14 protein-coding genes and 1 pseudogene are annotated in these 16,753 nt (G+C 57.6%); 10 read left to right on the top strand and 5 right to left on the bottom strand.

What is annotated here, in order from left to right; translation table 11 throughout:
• Nucleotides 1-76: 76 nt before the first annotated feature.
• Nucleotides 77-3,889: an anti-phage defense-associated sirtuin Dsr1 gene (dsr1, locus tag QQ992_RS17165; protein WP_286110424.1), complete on the top strand. Its 3,813-nt coding sequence runs from the start codon at nucleotides 77-79 to the stop codon at nucleotides 3,887-3,889.
• Between the two features lie 61 nt (nucleotides 3,890-3,950).
• A complete protein-coding gene (locus QQ992_RS17160; protein ID WP_286110423.1) occupies nucleotides 3,951-5,642 on the top strand; it encodes a hypothetical protein in 1,692 nt (563 codons plus the stop codon).
• 223 nt (nucleotides 5,643-5,865) lie between these two features.
• On the opposite strand, the pseudogene QQ992_RS17155 reads toward QQ992_RS17160, so the two are convergent.
• Nucleotides 5,866-6,156: pseudogene (locus tag QQ992_RS17155) on the bottom strand (asparaginase domain-containing protein); the annotation flags it as partial.
• 314 nt (nucleotides 6,157-6,470) lie between these two features.
• Between QQ992_RS17155 and QQ992_RS17150 the strand changes: the two are divergent.
• Genes QQ992_RS17150 through rbsD form a run of 6 tightly spaced genes read left to right on the top strand, consistent with a single transcriptional unit; the run spans nucleotide 6,471 to nucleotide 12,340 of the window.
• A complete protein-coding gene (locus tag QQ992_RS17150; protein ID WP_286110422.1) occupies nucleotides 6,471-7,427 on the top strand; it encodes a sugar ABC transporter substrate-binding protein in 957 nt (318 codons plus the stop codon).
• Between the two features lie 21 nt (nucleotides 7,428-7,448).
• On the top strand, nucleotides 7,449-9,002 hold the full coding sequence (locus QQ992_RS17145) for a sugar ABC transporter ATP-binding protein (RefSeq protein ID WP_286110421.1): 1,554 nt from the start codon (nucleotides 7,449-7,451) through the stop codon (nucleotides 9,000-9,002).
• The gene (locus QQ992_RS17140) at nucleotides 8,999-9,994 is read left to right on the top strand and encodes an ABC transporter permease (RefSeq protein ID WP_119370603.1); all 996 of its coding nucleotides are present in this window, start codon (nucleotides 8,999-9,001) and stop codon (nucleotides 9,992-9,994) included. Before QQ992_RS17145 ends, QQ992_RS17140 begins: the two co-directional genes overlap by 4 nt.
• Before the next feature lie 4 nt (nucleotides 9,995-9,998).
• Nucleotides 9,999-11,021: a LacI family DNA-binding transcriptional regulator gene (locus QQ992_RS17135; protein ID WP_110740780.1), complete on the top strand. Its 1,023-nt coding sequence runs from the start codon at nucleotides 9,999-10,001 to the stop codon at nucleotides 11,019-11,021.
• A gap of 15 nt (nucleotides 11,022-11,036) precedes the next feature.
• A complete protein-coding gene (gene rbsK, locus QQ992_RS17130) occupies nucleotides 11,037-11,945 on the top strand; it encodes a ribokinase (protein ID WP_286110420.1) in 909 nt (302 codons plus the stop codon).
• Nucleotides 11,942-12,340 (top strand): D-ribose pyranase, encoded by a 399-nt coding sequence (gene rbsD / locus QQ992_RS17125; RefSeq protein WP_286110418.1) that lies wholly within the window; start codon nucleotides 11,942-11,944, stop codon nucleotides 12,338-12,340. The genes rbsK and rbsD overlap by 4 nt, the downstream gene beginning before the upstream one ends.
• 76 nt (nucleotides 12,341-12,416) lie before the next feature.
• Here the strand turns inward: rbsD and QQ992_RS17120 are convergent.
• A protein-coding gene (locus QQ992_RS17120) for an IS3 family transposase (protein ID WP_286110417.1) occupies nucleotides 12,417-13,774 on the bottom strand; the annotation gives its coding sequence in 2 pieces (ribosomal slippage) (nucleotides 12,417-13,306 and nucleotides 13,306-13,774; 1,359 coding nt in all).
• A gap of 163 nt (nucleotides 13,775-13,937) precedes the next feature.
• On the opposite strand from QQ992_RS17120, the gene QQ992_RS17115 reads away from it, so the two are divergent.
• The gene (locus QQ992_RS17115; protein WP_286110416.1) at nucleotides 13,938-14,939 is read left to right on the top strand and encodes a nucleoside hydrolase; all 1,002 of its coding nucleotides are present in this window, start codon (nucleotides 13,938-13,940) and stop codon (nucleotides 14,937-14,939) included.
• Here QQ992_RS17115 and QQ992_RS17110 read toward each other — a convergent pair.
• Nucleotides 14,911-15,123: a hypothetical protein gene (locus QQ992_RS17110; RefSeq protein WP_105946722.1), complete on the bottom strand. Its 213-nt coding sequence runs from the start codon at nucleotides 15,121-15,123 to the stop codon at nucleotides 14,911-14,913. The two genes, QQ992_RS17115 and QQ992_RS17110, sit on opposite strands and share 29 nt — an antisense overlap.
• A 257-nt stretch (nucleotides 15,124-15,380) precedes the next feature.
• On the opposite strand from QQ992_RS17110, the gene QQ992_RS17105 reads away from it, so the two are divergent.
• A complete protein-coding gene (locus QQ992_RS17105) occupies nucleotides 15,381-15,701 on the top strand; it encodes an I78 family peptidase inhibitor (protein ID WP_286110414.1) in 321 nt (106 codons plus the stop codon).
• Between the two features lie 77 nt (nucleotides 15,702-15,778).
• Here the strand turns inward: QQ992_RS17105 and QQ992_RS17100 are convergent, their stop codons facing one another.
• Both QQ992_RS17100 and QQ992_RS17095 read right to left on the bottom strand, forming a co-directional pair.
• Nucleotides 15,779-15,991 (bottom strand): cold-shock protein, encoded by a 213-nt coding sequence (locus QQ992_RS17100; protein WP_003250656.1) that lies wholly within the window; start codon nucleotides 15,989-15,991, stop codon nucleotides 15,779-15,781.
• A gap of 162 nt (nucleotides 15,992-16,153) precedes the next feature.
• Nucleotides 16,154-16,459: a hypothetical protein gene (locus QQ992_RS17095; RefSeq protein ID WP_286110413.1), complete on the bottom strand. Its 306-nt coding sequence runs from the start codon at nucleotides 16,457-16,459 to the stop codon at nucleotides 16,154-16,156.
• Nucleotides 16,460-16,753: the final 294 nt, after the last annotated feature.

Genomic DNA, 16,753 nt, shown 5'->3' with positions numbered 1-16,753 from the left:
ATGGAAAAAGGGCGCTGCCCGTGCTAAACAGCGATGCGAGATGGCTTGTCGCCATCAAGCACGAGGTGGCGCAGGGATGCAATTCGTAACACACGGTCCAGATATACCAGACGAACTGCTACAAGCCCACGAAGAGGGCAAGGTGGTCTTCTTCTGCGGCGCAGGTATCTCATACCCAGCAGGCCTTCTCGATTTCAAGGGTCTGGTGGAGCTTATCTATAAAGAAGCACATACGACATTTGATAGTGCAGAGAAGAAGGCATTCGAGAGCTACCAGTACGATGCCACATTGGACCTGCTTGAAAGGCGCCTACCGAATGGGCGGGGCGCCGTACGAGAAGCGTTGGTTCGGGCTCTTAAGCCAAACCTTCGACTCAAAGGGGCAACGGATACACATGCCGCGCTGCTGAGTCTGGGTCGTAGTCGCGGTGGTGCGCTCCGCCTGGTGACCACCAATTTTGATCGAGTATTCGACGCAGCTGCTCGACGTACAAAGCAGCAGTTCAGTTCATACTCCGCACCCATGCTCCCGCTTCCTAAAAACAGCCGCTGGGATGGGGTGGTGTACCTTCACGGATTGCTGCCCAAAGTCATCAGCCCCTCTGAACTCAATCGCCTCGTCATCACAAGTGGAGACTTCGGCCTTGCTTACCTGACAGAGCGTTGGGCTGCCCGATTTGTAAGTGAGCTATTCCGTAATTACGTGGTTTGCTTCGTCGGATACAGCGTGAGCGATCCGGTTTTGCGCTACATGATGGACGCACTGGCTGCTGATAGGATGCTCGGTGAGATGACTCCGCAAGCATGGGCGTTCGGGTCCTGTAAACCGGGTGAGGAAAGCCTGAAAACGGCGGAATGGAAGGCTAAAGGGGTCACTCCGATCCTCTACCAGACTCTGCCAGGCGCGAACTCGCATAGAGGTCTGCATCAAACCTTGAAAGCTTGGTCAGAAACTTACAGAGATGGCACGACTGGCAAAGAACGCATCGTGACTACTCATGCTCTATCCCGCCCCTCGGCTAGTACCCGGCAAGATGATTTTGTGGGGCGAATGCTTTGGGCTCTCTCCGACAAATCAGGTTTTCCTGCTCGTCGGTTTGCGGAATTTAGTCCCGCACCCTCCTTGGACTGGTTACTAGACGCATTCACTGATTCACGCTATTGCCACTCTGATCTGGGCCGCTTTGGGGTTCCCCCTCATGCTGAGGCCGATCCTAAGCTCAGCTTCAGCCTTGTTCAAAGACCAACGCCTTATCAGTTAGCTGCTCCAATGGGGCTTGTCGGGGGGCGGACTGGCTACTGGGATGATGTGATGTTCCAGATAGCCCGTTGGATCGTGAGGCATCTCGATGATCCTGAGCTTCTGCTTTGGCTCTCGACGCGTGGCGGAAATGTCCATGAACGGCTCGAATTTCTCATCGAGGAGCGCCTGGGATTAACAGCAAAGCTGGAGAGCGAAGGGAAAACGACTGAGCTAGAAGAGATTCGGAAAAGCTCTCCCAAGGGTGTGCCAGGGCCTCTCATGCGAAAGCTATGGGCACTGTTTTTAGCCGAAAGAATCAAGTCGCCTTGGCGAGAACTGAACCTTTTTAGCTGGGCCGACCGACTCAAGCGAGATGGTCTAACCGCCAGCCTGCGTCTACAGCTACGAGAGCTATTGTCACCCGTAGTTTCCATCTCAAAACCTTATCGATTGGGAGAAGAAATTGTCCCTTCACCAATCCGCCTTCGCCATCTCGTTAATTGGGAATTGGTATTGAGTTGTGATTATGTAAGATCTACGCTATTTGAATCATCGCATGAACAATGGATGGCCGCATTGCCACTCCTTTTTGACGATTTCCAGTTTCTCCTGCGTGATGCCCTAGACCTCTTACAGGAGCTGGCGGATACGGACGCGGATGAGGATCGATCGTACTGGGATCTTCCATCTATAACCCCTCATTGGCAAAACCGAGGTTTCCGTGAATGGGTCGTGCTCATTGAATTATTGCGAGATTCGTGGCTCGCTCTTAAGATAGTGAATAACGTGGCTGCGGTTAACGCGGCGCGGCGATGGTTTGAAATGCCGTATCCTACTTTCAAACGCTTGGCTTTCTTCGCTGCTAGCCAGGAAGGCACTATTGCAGCAGACGAGTGGGCCGGATGGTTGCTGGTCGATAATGGTAAGTGGTTATGGGAGATATCTACGCGCCGAGAGGTTTTGCGACTACTAGTTCTGCAAGGTCGTCATCTGCATGCATCATCCCAAGTTAATTTGGAAGCGGCACTATTGTTAGGCCCGCCGCGAGACAGTTTTGTTGATGATATTACAGATGAGCGATTTCAGCAGCTTGTAGATCACTCGGTATGGAGAGCCCTTGCGAAGCTTCAATTAAGTGGGCTTATTCTCGGGGGGCAAGCTCGGCAGCGACTTGATGAGCTATCTGCTGGCTACCCCTACCTTCGTCTGGCGGAAAATGAGAGTGATGAATTTTCCCACTGGATGAGTGGAACGGGGGATCCTGACTACCAAGAAAACCGAGTAATCAGAATTGCACCTCATAAGAAAGCAGCGCTTGTTGAATGGCTTAGAAGCCCTCCAACTGACCAAGGGTATTTTGATGAGGATACCTGGAGGGACGTTTGCCAGAAGCATATACTCAATAGTTTGTCTGCAATGGGAGAGCTTGCGCAGGAGGGCCAGTGGCTTATAGATCGGTGGCGAGAGGCATTCCAAGCTTGGAGTGAATCAAAGATTGCTCGAAAATCATGGCGTTATGTTGCTCCATGGGTCGAAGCAATGCCGGATGAGGTCATTTCTCAAGTTATTCATAGCCTCACGCGTTGGCTTGATGCCGTATCAAAGTCAAATCTTACTGATCATACTGTCTTTTTAAGAATCTGCCAGAGAGTGATGAGCCTTCCTCTCAATGCTGATACTGGCATGACTAGTAATGGCCAGCCACTTGACGAACCGGTCACTGAAGCCATCAATCATCCCATCGGACATATCACCCAAGCGCTGCTTAATATTTGGCAAAAAAATCCCCTCAGTGATAATGATCTTCTCTCCGACGAGATTCGCCGGTCTTTTACAGAGCTATGTGACTCTCGGATCGAAAGGTATCGTCACGGCAGGGTGCTTTTGGCATCGAGGCTCATTGCTCTGTTCAGGGTAGATCAGGCTTGGACAAAAGAGTATCTGCTTCCTCATTTCAACTGGGCGATCAACGCCATTGAAGCTAGAAGGGCATGGGAAGGTTTCCTATGGTCACCGCGGTTGTACCGCCCTCTACTCTTGGCATTTAAGGCTGATTTCCTCGAGACAGCGCGTCGCTATGAGAGCCTAGGAGAGCATGGTCAGCAATTCGCAGCCTTTTTCACCTACGCTGCATTAGGCCCTTTGGAAGGCTATAGCGCAGATGAATTTCGTCAGGCTTTCGTCGCGCTTCCTTTACAGGCGTTACAAGAGTCAGCCAGGGCAATGTCTCAGGCTTTAGAAAGTGCAGGGGAGCAGAGAGAAGAATATTGGCAAAATCGAATCCTGCCTTTCTGGAGAGATGTTTGGCCAAAGTCGCGAGAGCTAGTGACGCCGGCCATTGCAGAGTCACTCTTTAGGATGTCTATCGCGGCGGGAACCGAATTCCCCTCCGCGCTCGCAGCTATTTACGACTGGCTCGTACCTAGTGAACATATGCACTACTCAGTCCAGCAGTTGCTCAAATCTGGGCTTTGTACAAGGTTCCCGCAAGAAGCGCTCAGGCTTCTGGCGGCAGCGGTGGACAACCAAGGTTGGCCATCTCCTGATCTCCAGCCTTGTCTGGAGGAAATCGCTACAGCGCAAGTGGCTCTCGCTGAGACTGCGGACTATCAACGGCTGGCAGATTATGCGCGGCGTCGTGGCTAGCGGTGATGCACTAATGCTTCTGCGATGTAATCTTGATGGTTTAATATAAGGAAAAGGATATATGGAGATTCCAGAAACCTACGAATCAGAAGCCTGCAAAGTCGACCATGACGAGCAGGAGTTTTATTCGGGGTGCTCTAAATTCCTATATTCCTCTAGGCTTGACTGCTCATTCAGTCTTGCTGAGGCGTGCAAAATCCTTGTTCAATCCGATGCTTTCGCCTTTGCTCTTGATAACAAAGGGCAGGTTTATTTTAAAGACAATGCTTGCGTTAGGGTTCAGGCATTAACCATAAAAAGCAATATTCAAGGGACTGGAATGACCATTTCAGGTCATCAAAATTTTTTGAATAATCAGGATAAAGACTCAGTTAGTTATTCTTTCCTGAAGGCGTTAAATTTGCTGCTTTCAGAGCGGAAGCTATTCAATGGGATGTTTGGTTATCCAAGCGACAGTGCGCGGGTTTATCTTCGGCCTATGGCAATTCAGGCCGAGGGAGATGAAGAGTATGAGTTGCTTCTTCCACATCTAAAGATTTCGAGTGGAGGTGTTATCACTATCGTGTTGGAGGGGGTCTTCGGCTTTGAAGATCTGACTTCGGGTGAGGTTGTTTTTCAGGAGGTTAACAAATCGCTGCGGAACTTGGAGTCAGTTCTCTGCGACAAGGCATTACATAAAGCATCAGTCGAGTGTCAAATATCTCAGATGTCATTCTCCGAGAGGATGGCTCAAAAAGAAACATTCATGAAAATGATGGATTCCTCTCTGGAGTCGCCTACGACTATTGACTTTCTGGAGGAGGAGTTAGCTCTTTATGAGCTTGTGCATACAGATCAGATAACCTTGACTGATGTCGCAAGAAATGTACTGTCAATGGTGGCTCGCTCACTTGCCAGTAGAAAAGTGAAATCGGAAGTAAATTGGCGTGATGTCCGTAAGTCAGATCCTCCGGTTGGTAGATACTGGTATGGGAAGCCGTTGATTGGAATCCTTGGCCATACAGGGCAGAAGGGCGGAGCTGAAGAAAACTGGTCTGCTCATAAGTCTTTCGTGAACAGCGTCATGGTCCGAGCCGGCCTATCTGGGGCTTCGTACGAACAATCTATACAGCTAAAAGATCTAAGGTGTTTCAACGATTTCAATCACTTCTACTCAGAGCCGGTGTCGTTGATTTTGTCTTCATCCCAGGTTTCGAGTTTTATAGATCGGAGTGACGGCTACACCTTTGATAACTTGATTTCAGATGCGCAAATCCTAAATGAAGTGGCGCATTACATGATAGTGTTCTATGCGTATGCTTCTTCGGCGCTGGACGATTGCATAAAATCAACGGATGTGACTCGGATAGAGCTTCAGGTGTTGAGCTTTGAAGAGTCATTGTACTCGTTATACAAATATGGGGAAATTGCTGACTACATCGAAGAGGTTAAGCAGGGGACTCACCTCTCAATGATGAGCAAAATTTTTCATAAGAAAGTAGAGGCGATTAAGAAGTCCTTGGAATTGGATGAGAAAATCGCATCTGAGGCGTTCACTCGGCGCATCACCCTAATTTTCGGCATCATTGCGTCAGCGGCACTCTCGCCAGAGTTGGTACAACCCCTAGTGAAGCTTGCTGGATTTAGTTTGGATGAGCAGTGGTCCAAGTTGATTGGGCTGGTGGCGGCAATGGTGGCGGTAATTGCTTTCCTGATTGTTACGCACTATGGACTTAAGTTGATCGGAAGGGCCGTCAGGTTCTTGCGAGGTTGAGGCGCTCTAGGCCTGAGATTTTATGATGCAAGGAGAGGGTGTCTTTCCCTGGGTAGAGGGGGAATTGATCTCAAGTCGGGCAGCCAGGTTGGAGACGTAGTGAGGTATGGATGCTGGCAGGGGCGGCCGTGCGGTAGGGGTACGGACATTGCCATTTTCTTTTGGAGCCCTTGTGGCAGAAGGGCTAGAGCGATGTCCGTCCTTTACTGATAAACCTGTGAATATCGGTGATGCTCTCGGATGCAATCTGCATCACTTGCTCGCCGCGTACGTTGGCCAGGTCGGCCAATTCAGGCACGCCGGCAATCAGCTTGTCGACGCCCAGCTTGGCGGCCTGGTAGGTGGCGCTGTTGGCGGCGCTGGCGCCAGCGCCGGCAATGGTGCCGCCAGTGGCGAGGATGACCACGTTGGCCAGTTTCTGCCGGGTTTCGGCTTCTTTGGCCGAGGCGGTGGCGGGCAAGATCAGCAGCAGGGCTAGGGCGCTGGGGGCGAAGGTTTTAAGTGCAGCATTCATCGTTATTGTTCTCTCTCTTCCTAATGAGATTTTTTGTATGTCGCACAAGGTTTGAGGCATGTTTCATACCAGCTTGTGCAAACGCGTGCAGGCGCGGCCTTGAGCCGCGACAGGGGGCAGTATTCCATTCGAAAATCCGAACGGGCGTAGGAAAAGGTGTTCGGTTTTCCGGAAAAATTCTGGATAATCGGCACCAGCAGTGCTCAGGCCACCGAACGCCAAACGGATTTGACAAACCCCGGTCTTGTTTCCATAGTTAGGCAACGCAAACGTTTGCGATCCGATAAAAAACACAAGATTCGGAGTCATCGTCCATGAAACTGCCGTTCCCCGGCCGTCTGCTGGCCCTCGCTGTCGTTTCCACCCTGTCCCTCGCCCTGCCGTTTTCCGCCGCCCACGCCGAAGACAAGCCCAAGGTCGCCCTGGTGATGAAGTCACTGGCCAACGAATTCTTCCGCACGATGGAAGACGGCGCCAAGGACTACCAGAAAGCGCATGCCAACGAATTCGACCTGATCGCCAACGGCATCAAGAACGAGACCGATACCGGCGAGCAGATCCGCATCGTCGAGCAAATGGTCAACGCCGGCGCCAAGGCGCTGGTGATCGCCCCGGCGGATTCCAAGGCACTGGTCTTGGCAGTGAAGAAGGCCATGGACCAGGGCGTGGTGGTGATCAATATCGACAACCGCCTGGATCCTGAACTGCTCAAGAGCAAAGGCATCAGCGTGCCCTTCGTTGGCCCCGACAACCGCAAGGGCGCGCGCCTGGTCGGCGACTACCTGGCCAACGAGAAACTCAAGGCCGGTGACCAGGTCGGCATCATCGAAGGCGTGCCGACCACCACCAATGCCCAGCAGCGCACCGCCGGCTTCAAGGACGCCATGGACGCCGCACAGATGAAGATCGTCTCGGTGCAAAGCGGCAACTGGGAGATCGACAAGGGCAATGCCGTCGCTGCCTCCATGCTCAACGAATACCCCGACCTGAAAGCCCTGCTGGCCGGCAACGACAGCATGGCCCTGGGCGCAGTGTCGGCCGTGCGCGCTGCCGGCAAGACTGGCCAAGTGCAAGTGGTGGGCTACGACAACATCAACGCCATCAAACCCATGCTCAAGGATGGCCGCGTGCTCGCCACCCTCGATCAGGCGGCCAGCCAGCAGGCGGTGTACGGCATTCAGGCGGCGCTGAAGATGGTCAAGGGCGAGAAGCCGGACGTGGATGCCGACAACGTCATCCAGACCCCGGTCCAACTCATCACCAAGCCCTGATTGCTGGCAGGAGAAACGGCCATGCCTGCATCGGCCAACGAAGTGGTACTCGCCGCCAACGGGCTGGGCAAGACCTACGCCCAGCCTGTGCTCGGCGAGGTCAGCCTGAACCTGCGGGCCGGCGAAGTGCTGGCCCTGACCGGTGAAAACGGTGCGGGCAAGAGCACCCTGTCCAAACTCATCAGCGGCCTGGAAACCCCGACCACCGGGCACATGACCTACCGCGGTCAGGCCTACGCGCCTGGCAGCCGCAGCGAGGCCGAGCGCCTGGGTGTGCGTATGGTCATGCAGGAGCTCAACCTGCTGCCCACGCTGACCGTGGCGGAAAACCTGTTCCTCGATAACCTGCCCAGCCGTTTCGGCTGGATCAGCCAAAAGCGCCTGCGCCAGCTGGCCACGGCCGCCATGGCGCAGGTCGGGCTCGATGCCATCGACCCGGACACGCCGGTCGGTGAGCTGGGCATCGGCCATCAGCAGATGGTCGAGATCGCCCGCAATCTGATCGGCGACTGCCGTGTGCTGATTTTCGACGAACCCACCGCCATGCTCACCGCCCGCGAGGTGGAGCTGCTGTTCACCCAGATCGAGCGTCTGCGTGAACGTGGCGTGGCCATCGTCTACATCTCCCACCGCCTCGAAGAGCTGCAGCGGGTGGCCCAGCGCATCGTCGTGCTGCGCGACGGCAAGCTGGTGTGTGACGAGCCGATACAGCGCTACAGCAGTGCCGAGCTGGTCAACCTGATGGTCGGCCGTGAGCTGGGCGAGCATATCGACCTGGGCCGCAGGCAGATTGGCGCGCCCTTGCTCAAGGTCGACAAGCTCAGCCGCGCCGACAAGGTGCGCGACGTATCGTTCGAAGTCAGGGCAGGGGAGATCTTCGGTATCTCCGGCCTGATTGGCGCCGGACGAACCGAATTGCTAAGGCTGATCTACGGCGCCGACCGTGCCGACAGCGGCAGTATTGCACTTGGCCAGCCACCCCAGGCCGTTAACATCGATTCGCCCAAGGCGGCTGTGCGGGCGGGTATCGCGCTGATTACGGAAGACCGCAAAGGCGAAGGCCTGCTGCTGACACAGTCGATCAGCGCCAATATCGCCTTGGGCAACCTGGGCGCGGTATCGCGGGCCGGCATACTCGATGGCGAGGCAGAAAAGGCCCTGGCCGAGCGCCAGATCCAGGCCATGCGCATTCGCAGTGCCGGCGCGCAGCAAGTGGTGGGCGAGCTGTCGGGCGGCAACCAGCAGAAAGTGGTGATCGGCCGCTGGCTGGAGCGCGACTGCCAGGTGCTGCTGTTCGACGAGCCCACCCGTGGCATCGACGTCGGCGCCAAATTCGACATCTACGGCCTGCTGGCCGAACTGGCGTGCCAGGGCAAGGCGCTTGTGGTGGTGTCCAGCGACCTGCGCGAGCTGATGCTGATTTGCGACCGCATCGCCGTGCTGTCTGCCGGTCGCCTGATCGACACCTTCGACCGCGATCATTGGAGCCAGGACCAGCTGTTGGCCGCCGCCTTTGCCGGTTATCAGAAACGTGACGCACTGCTGCACGACGCAGCCCCCAGGATGGATGCATGAAAACCACCCCGCTCGATAGCCAAGGCGCCGCCCCCGTGCGCCGCAGTGGCACCTATTTTGGCCTGGGCACCTACCTGGGCCTGGCCGGCGCCTTGCTGGCGATGATCGTGCTGTTCTCGTTCCTCAGCAGCCACTTCTGGTCGTATAACACCTTCAGCACCCTGGCCAACCAGATTCCCGACCTGATGGTACTGGCGGTGGGCATGACCTTCGTGCTGATCATCGGCGGCATCGACCTGTCGGTGGGCTCGGTGCTGGCGCTGGCGGCTTCCACGGTGAGCGTGGCGATTCTTGGCTGGGGTTGGGGCGTTTTGCCCTCGGCGCTACTGGGCATGGCCGTGGCCGCGCTGGCCGGCAGCATCACCGGTGGCGTCACCGTAGCCTGGCGCATTCCGTCGTTCATCGTCTCGCTTGGCGTGCTGGAGATGGCCCGTGGCCTGGCCTACCAGTTCACCGACTCGCGCACCGCCTATATCGGCGATGCCTACGCCTGGTTCTCCAACCCGGTCGCCTTTGGCATTTCGCCGGCGTTCATCATTGCCTTGCTGGTCATCGTGCTAGCCCAGCTGGTGCTGACCCGCACCGTGTTCGGCCGCTACCTGATCGGTATCGGCACCAACGAAGAGGCCGTGCGCCTGGCCGGTATCGACCCGCGCCCGTACAAGGTGCTGGTGTTCGCCCTGATGGGCCTGCTCGCCGGCCTGGCCGCCCTGTTCCAGATTTCTCGACTGGAGGCGGCCGACCCCAATGCCGGCTCAGGCCTGGAGCTGCAGGTGATCGCAGCCGTGGTCATCGGCGGCACCAGCCTGATGGGCGGGCGCGGCTCGGTCATCAGCACCTTCTTTGGCGTACTGATCATTTCGGTGCTGGCCGCCGGGCTGGCGCAGATCGGTGCCAGCGAACCGACCAAACGCATCATCACCGGGGCGGTGATCGTCATCGCCGTGGTGCTCGACACCTACCGTAGCCGGCGTGCAGGCCGGCGGAACTGACAACATGGCAACCATCAAAGACGTCGCGGCACTGGCGGGCATTTCCTACACCACCGTGTCCCATGTGCTGAACAAGACCCGACCCGTCAGCGAACACGTGCGGCAGAAGGTCGAAGCCGCCATCCTCGAACTGGACTACGTGCCCAGCGCCGTGGCGCGTTCGCTCAAGGCGCGCAGCACGGCCACCATCGGCCTGCTGGTGCCCAACAGCGTCAACCCGTACTTCGCCGAGCTGGCACGGGGTATCGAAGACGCCTGCGAGCGCAACGGCTACTGCGTGATCCTGTGTAACTCCGACGACAACCCGCAGAAGCAACGCAGTTATCTGCGCGTGCTGCTGGAAAAACGCATCGACGGCCTGGTGGTGGCGTCGGTTGGCCAGGACAGTGACCTGCTGCAAAGCCTGGCCAGCGTGCGCACGCCAATGGTGATCGTCGACCGCGAGCTGGAAGGCGTCGATGCCGACCTAGTGCGCATCGACCACGAGCAGGGCGCCTACCTGGCTACCCAGCATTTGCTGGAGCTGGGGCATCGCGATATCGCCTACATCGGCGGCCCCGCCGAAACCGGGGTTACCCAGCTGCGCCTGAGCGGCTTCCGTCGGGCTATGGCCGAGGCCGGGGCACAGGTGCAGGGCAATCGTGTGCTGCATTGCGACTTCACCAGCCCCGGCGGGCACGCAGCGGCGGCGCAGGTACTGGAAGGCAAGCGGCCCACGGCGATTTTTGCCGGCAACGACATGATCGGTTTTGGTGTGCTGCGTGCTGCCGCCGAGCGCAATATCAATGTACCCGGTGAGCTGTCGGTGATCGGCTTCGACGATATTGAACTCAGCCGCTATGTGTACCCGCCGCTGACCACCGTGGGCCAGTCCATCCGTGAGCTGGGCGAAAACGCCGCGTCGCTGTTGCTGGCGCGCATTGCTGCACCTCGGCAAGGTGCGGCAGAGCAACGCATCGTTGCACCCCGCATTGTGCTGCGTGAGTCCACCGGGCCGCGCCCGGACCTGTTCAACGATTACCGCTAACGCTAAGGAAATGTCATGAGTGCCAAGGTCGTGGTGGTGGGTAGCCTGAATATGGACCTGGTGGCCCGCGCCCAGCGCTTGCCCCGGGCCGGCGAGACCCTTCCCGGCGAGAGCTTTTTTACCGTGCCGGGCGGCAAGGGCGCCAACCAGGCTGTGGCCGTGGCGCGGCTGGGCGGTAGCGTGGCCATGATCGGCAATGTGGGTGACGATGACTATGGCCGGCAGTTGCACCGCGCCTTGTATGTAGAGGGTATCGACTGCCAGGGTGTCAGTACCTGCCCTGGCGTATCCAGTGGTGTGGCGCTGATTACCGTGGATGCCGCCAGCCAGAACTGCATCGTCATCATCCCCGGTGGCAACGGCCTGCTGACGCCACAGTCGGTACAGCGCTTCGATGCACTGTTGCAAGCGGCCGAAGTGGTCATCTGCCAGCTTGAGGTGCCGGTGGACACCGTGGCCTGGACCTTGGCCAGGGCGCGTGAGCTGGGCAAGCAGGTCATCCTTAACCCGGCGCCCGCCACCGGCCCCTTGCCGGCGGAGTGGTTCGCCCGCATCGATTACCTCACACCTAACGAAAGCGAGGCTGAAACCCTGACCGGCATGCCGGTAACCGACCAGGACAGTGCCCGGCGCGCAGGCGAACGCTTGCGGCAAATGGGGGCAGGTAAAGTGATCATCACCCTGGGGGCTCAAGGGGCCTTGCTGGTGACTGAACAGGGCCACCAGCATTTCCCGGCGCCTGTGGTGCAGCCGCTGGATACCACTGCCGCTGGCGACACCTTCATCGGTGGTTTCGCCGCCGGTCTGGTGCGGGGCATGGGGGAGGGCGAGGCCATCGCCTTTGGCCAGCGTGCGGCGGCATTATCGGTTACCCGCGCTGGTGCACAGCCATCGATTCCCTATCTGGCGGAGCTTACGCCATGAAGAAAACCCCGCTGCTGAACATTGCCCTGTCGCGGACCATTGCGGGCATGGGGCATGGCGACATTCTGGTGATCGGCGATGCCGGGCTGCCGGTACCGCCAGGTGTGGAACTGATCGACCTGGCCGTTACGCCAGGCCTGCCGGATTTCGCCAGTGTCTTGCGGGCGGTGCTGAGCGAACTGCAGGTAGAGCGGCATGTACTGGCCGAAGAAATGCAGAAAGTGGTGCCACCGGCGCTGGTCGAGATCGAGCGGTTGAAAGGCAAACTGGGCAAGCGGGAATGGCTGAGCCATGAAGATTTCAAGGTGCTGTCGCGCAGTGCCCGCGCCGTGGTGCGTACGGGGGAGTGCCAGCCCTACAGCAACATCGCCCTGATCTCCGGCGTTACCTTTTGAAGGCGGGGGCTTTGCCCCCGATCGCCGGCAAGCCAGCTCCCACAGGGATGGACTGCCCCCGAAAAGTTGGACAGTTTCAGCTAGCAGCCGCAGCATGGGTCCTGTATTTCACAGGGCTCATGCCATTGAGCTTTAGCTTGATGCGGTCATGGTTGTAGTAGTGGATGTACTCATCCAGACCAGCTTTCAGTTCTTCAACGCTCTCGAAGCGCTTCGGGTAGAAAAACTCGGACTTAAGCGTACCAAAAAAGCTCTCCATAGCCGCATTATCCAGGCAGTTTCCTTTGCGTGACATGCTCTGCTTCAGCCCTTGCTCTGCCAGCTTGTGGCGGTACTGCGAGTGTTGGTAGTGCCAGCCTTGATCTGAGTGAAGCACCAGTTTCGGCTTGTTTCCCAGGCGCTCGAAGGCCTTGTCCAGCATGTTGGTAACCAGCCCAAGGCACGGCCTGCTGGCCACTTCGTAGGCCACGATTTCGGCGTTGTACAAGTCCATCACAGGGGAGAGATAGATCTTTTCCTGAGCCACTTTGAACTCGGTAACATCGGTCACCCACTTCTGATTCGGGCGCTGCGCGAGGAAGTTTCGCTCCAGCAGGTTGGGCGCGATGGTGCCGACAACCCCCTTGTACGACCGGTACTTTTTTGGCCGTACTAGTGAGCGAAGATCAAGCTCGACCATCAAACGCTCCACCACCTTCTTGTTAACCAAGGTGCCGCCATTGCGGATCACGATTGCAACGCGCCGGTAACCGTATAGCCCTTTTTCCTCGTGATAGACACGCTGAATCATCTGCTTCAGAGCAGCATGCTTGTCAGGTTTGGCCTGCGCTTGAAGCTGGTAATAAAACGTACTGCGTGGCAGATCCGCCAACTGTAGAACGGCGGCCAAGGGAAACCGGTCCTTGAGCGCCGAGACGATCAGGGCTTTTTGGGCTGCCTTCGTTCCTGCTTCTTCAGTTCTTCCAGCTTTTTTAGGTAGGCGTTCTCCATGCGCAGCCACTCAAGCTCGGCCAGCAACTGGTCGCGGCTTTTCTCTGTGTCATCGGAAGTCGTAGGTTTGATGGGATAAGGCTTTTTCGGCATGGCAGCAGGTTTTCTTTTCTTGGGAGCAGGCAGTGCAGGGTCACCACTGTAGTGTTGCCGCGCCCAAATGCCTACCTGCGAGGACTGGCCGAGACCGAAATGGGCGGCGGTCTGACGCAAGGAAAGCTGATGCTTGTGCATGTACTCAAGGACTGAGCACTTGTAGGTCGCACTGTACCGCTGGCCTATTTTGCGCAGACTGAACTGTCCATGTTTCTGGAAGCTTGAGACCCAGCGCCGCAGCAGGCTGAAATCCACGGAAAATCGGCGGGCTACTGTTCGGAAGCCTTCACCACTCTCCAAGTAAGCCTGAACGGCAGTAAGCTTGAATTGGTCTGAATACTTGCTCATGTGGACACCCCAAGAAATTGGATTGGTGTCCAACTTCTTGGGGGCAGTCCAGGGATGTCATCAGCCTTGAGGGCGGCGCTGTACCTGTGGGAGCTGGCTTGCCGGCGATTGGGCTGCAAAGCAGCCCCGGAAATCACTACTCAGGCAACAGGAGTGCCACCCCATGCTCAAGCCGCTGCTACAAGGACTCGCCCTCATGGCCACCGCCACCACCCTCCAGGCTGCCCCGATCGACCTGATCATCGACACCGACCCCGGCGCCGACGACGTGGTCGCGCTGTTCCTGGCCATGGCCTCGCCCGACGAACTCAACATCCGCGCCATCACCACCGTGGCCGGCAACGTGCGCCTGGACAAAACCTCGCGCAACGCCCGCCTGGCCCGTGAATGGGCCGGCCGTGAAGACATCCCCGTCTACGCCGGTGCCGCCCGCCCGCTGGTACGCACGCCCATCTACGCCGCCGACGTCCACGGTGAAGAAGGCCTGACCGGCGTCCCCGTACACGAACCGAAGAAGCCCCTGGCCCAAGGCAACGCCGTGCAATATCTGGTCGACACCCTCGGCGCCGCCAAACCGCACAGCATCACCGTGGCCATGCTGGGCCCACAGACCAACCTGGCCCTGGCACTGGTCCAGCGCCCGGAAATCGCCAAAGGCATCAAGGAAGTGGTAGTCATGGGCGGCGCCCATTTCAACGGCGGCAACATCACCCCGGCAGCGGAATTCAACCTCTACGCCGACCCGCATGCGGCCCAGGTGGTGCTGGCCAGTGGTGTACAACTCACCTACCTGCCGCTGGACGTCACCCACAAGCTGCTGACCAGCGACGCTCGCCTCAAGCAACTGGCCGCCGTGAACAATCAGGCCAGTAAACGGGTGGTGGATATCCTCAACGCCTACATCACCCACGACATGGACCTGTACGGCATGCCCGGTGGCCCGGTGCATGACGCCAGCGTCATCGCCTACTTGCTAAAACCCGAGTTGTTCAGCGGCCGGCGCATCCACATGAGCATCGACAGTCGCGAAGGCCCGACCTTCGGCCAGACCGTTGCCGACTGGTACGGTGTGCTGAAGCAGCCCGCCAATGTGATGTGGGTGGAGCAGGGCGATGCCCAAGGCCTGTTCGACCTGCTTAGCGCCCGTTTGGCGCGATTGGAATAGCCGCGTGCGGCGCGTAGCGCTCGAACACCTGGTCGATGAAGCTGCGCGCTGCCTCGGCGCCGTTGTCGCGCACCAGCAGGTCGATAGCGATCAGCAGCAACTCTTCCGGCGTGCCAGGGCTGTACGCGCTTTGGCCTTCGGCCCATTTGACCTTGATATCGGCATCGATGCTGTGGCTGCTCATGAAAGGCTCTCGCTTGGGCCCGGGGCGGAGGGGCGAATACCGGATCCTGGTATTCGGGGAGGCACTGTGCCTTCACTTCCTAAAGTAAATCATGACTTTGCAGCGCAAACCAAGCGCCTCGTCGGCTGACTGGTAAAATTCGGTCACGATTGCCTTTCGCTCAGGGCGCCCGGTTCAGGCAGACTTGCGCGGTTTTGCAACGAATTCTTGGTGGAGCTGTCGGAACAGACAGTTCCCAGATCGATTTAGGAGGCTTCATGTTCCGTACCCGTGCACTGTTGGCAACCCTGGCGGTGGCTGCTGTCTTGGCTGGTTGCAGCACTGGCGGTAGTTCTGATGGCGGCAAGGCGCCCGTGGCGGCGGCCGGTAACGATGGCCGCTGCGAAGCCAGCGGCGCCGACTTCGCCATTGGCAAGCAGGGCAGTGCAGAGCTGCTGGAGCAGGCACGCAAGGCCAGTGGCTCGCAGATGGCACGCATTCTCAAGCCGCACGATGTGGTCACCCTGGAGTACCGCTCCGAGCGCCTGAACCTGAATGTGGACGAGCAGGGCAAGGTCACCCGCGTTAACTGCGGTTGATGCAAGGGCTGTAGAGGCGGGTGCAACACCCATAAAAAAACCCGCCACAAGGGCGGGTTTTTTTACAGCTATCCGAATTACTCCGGACGAACCTGTGCAGCCTGCATGCCCTTCTGGCCGCGCTCGGCGACGAAGGAAACAGTCTGGCCTTCTTTCAGGCTCTTGAAGCCGTCAGATTCGATGGCTTTGAAGTGAACGAACAGGTCGTCGCCGCCGCCTGCTGGGGTGATGAAGCCGTAGCCTTTCTCATCATTGAACCATTTGACGGTGCCTTGTTGGCGATTGGACATGGGTGAATCTCCAGAACATTTAGTTTTTTCAGTGGTGCAATGCGGCCGAGGCTACGGAGCACGGGACACATCATAGTCTAATTCTGCGCATCTAGCGCCTTTTACCTTCGCAGGATATTGATCCAGCTCAAAGAATGGCTGGCTGATCCTGGCTTTAAGGTTTCAGCTCTTCGGCTTGCACGCCTGCTGAACGACCGTCTGGGCCTTCTGCATCAGCTTGGCGTCCACCCCGTCGTTGCTGTCCAGGTCGGCAATCTCCGCGTCGGTGAAATTCTTTTTGATGGCCTGAGCGCCGCAGTCGCAGTGTTTTTTTGCGGTGGCAGCGTCAACGCCTTGGCCCTTGGCCACTTGCGTGCACTGGGCCATGTAGCCAGCTTCCTTGCCTGGTGGGAAGTTGCCAGCGTTCGCCGCCATCGGCAGCAACAGGGCCCCAGCGGCCGCCAGGGCCAGAAGAGACGGAACTCGCATAACCAGTTACTCCTTGGGTTAAGGTCTCATCAAGAGTAGGTTGCTTCCCAAGGTCTGATAGGAATTTTTCCGCGTTAGTTCAGCCGAAGTCCGTAATTTCCAAATATTTCTGCCTGGCGTGCAACCCGCGTGCTAGCATGCCCGGCTTGCAGCTGACAACTTTCAGCGTGCAGCTATCTTTTTCTTTCCAGTCACTCTGGTTCGTCCCTCGCAAGCCGAAAGGCTTCTGCCACTGTGAGGCAGGCTTCCTTTAAAGGAGGGCAGGTCGGATCTTGTACTGGCTCATCCCAACCC

The organism is Pseudomonas kurunegalensis (genome assembly GCF_030291635.1).
Taxonomy (GTDB): domain Bacteria; phylum Pseudomonadota; class Gammaproteobacteria; order Pseudomonadales; family Pseudomonadaceae; genus Aquipseudomonas; species Aquipseudomonas monteilii.
The sequence above is the reverse complement of the archived record's forward strand: the minus strand, read 5'-3'. Positions and strand labels throughout refer to the sequence as shown.

Bases quoted from the DNA above. Each gene is read 5' to 3' on its own strand.
- QQ992_RS17105 (WP_286110414.1), top strand. From the start codon at position 15,381: ATGTTCCGTACCCGTGCACTGTTGGCAACCCTGGCGGTGGCTGCTGTC.
- rbsD (WP_286110418.1), top strand. From the start codon at position 11,942: ATGAAGAAAACCCCGCTGCTGAACATTGCCCTGTCGCGGACCATTGCG.
- rbsK (WP_286110420.1), top strand. From the start codon at position 11,037: ATGAGTGCCAAGGTCGTGGTGGTGGGTAGCCTGAATATGGACCTGGTG.
- QQ992_RS17110 (WP_105946722.1), bottom strand. From the start codon at position 15,123: ATGAGCAGCCACAGCATCGATGCCGATATCAAGGTCAAATGGGCCGAA.
- QQ992_RS17150 (WP_286110422.1), top strand. From the start codon at position 6,471: ATGAAACTGCCGTTCCCCGGCCGTCTGCTGGCCCTCGCTGTCGTTTCC.
- QQ992_RS17115 (WP_286110416.1), top strand. From the start codon at position 13,938: ATGCTCAAGCCGCTGCTACAAGGACTCGCCCTCATGGCCACCGCCACC.
- QQ992_RS17140 (WP_119370603.1), top strand. From the start codon at position 8,999: ATGAAAACCACCCCGCTCGATAGCCAAGGCGCCGCCCCCGTGCGCCGC.
- dsr1 (WP_286110424.1), top strand. From the start codon at position 77: ATGCAATTCGTAACACACGGTCCAGATATACCAGACGAACTGCTACAA.
- QQ992_RS17160 (WP_286110423.1), top strand. From the start codon at position 3,951: ATGGAGATTCCAGAAACCTACGAATCAGAAGCCTGCAAAGTCGACCAT.
- QQ992_RS17100 (WP_003250656.1), bottom strand. From the start codon at position 15,991: ATGTCCAATCGCCAACAAGGCACCGTCAAATGGTTCAATGATGAGAAA.
- QQ992_RS17095 (WP_286110413.1), bottom strand. From the start codon at position 16,459: ATGCGAGTTCCGTCTCTTCTGGCCCTGGCGGCCGCTGGGGCCCTGTTG.
- QQ992_RS17135 (WP_110740780.1), top strand. From the start codon at position 9,999: ATGGCAACCATCAAAGACGTCGCGGCACTGGCGGGCATTTCCTACACC.
- QQ992_RS17145 (WP_286110421.1), top strand. From the start codon at position 7,449: ATGCCTGCATCGGCCAACGAAGTGGTACTCGCCGCCAACGGGCTGGGC.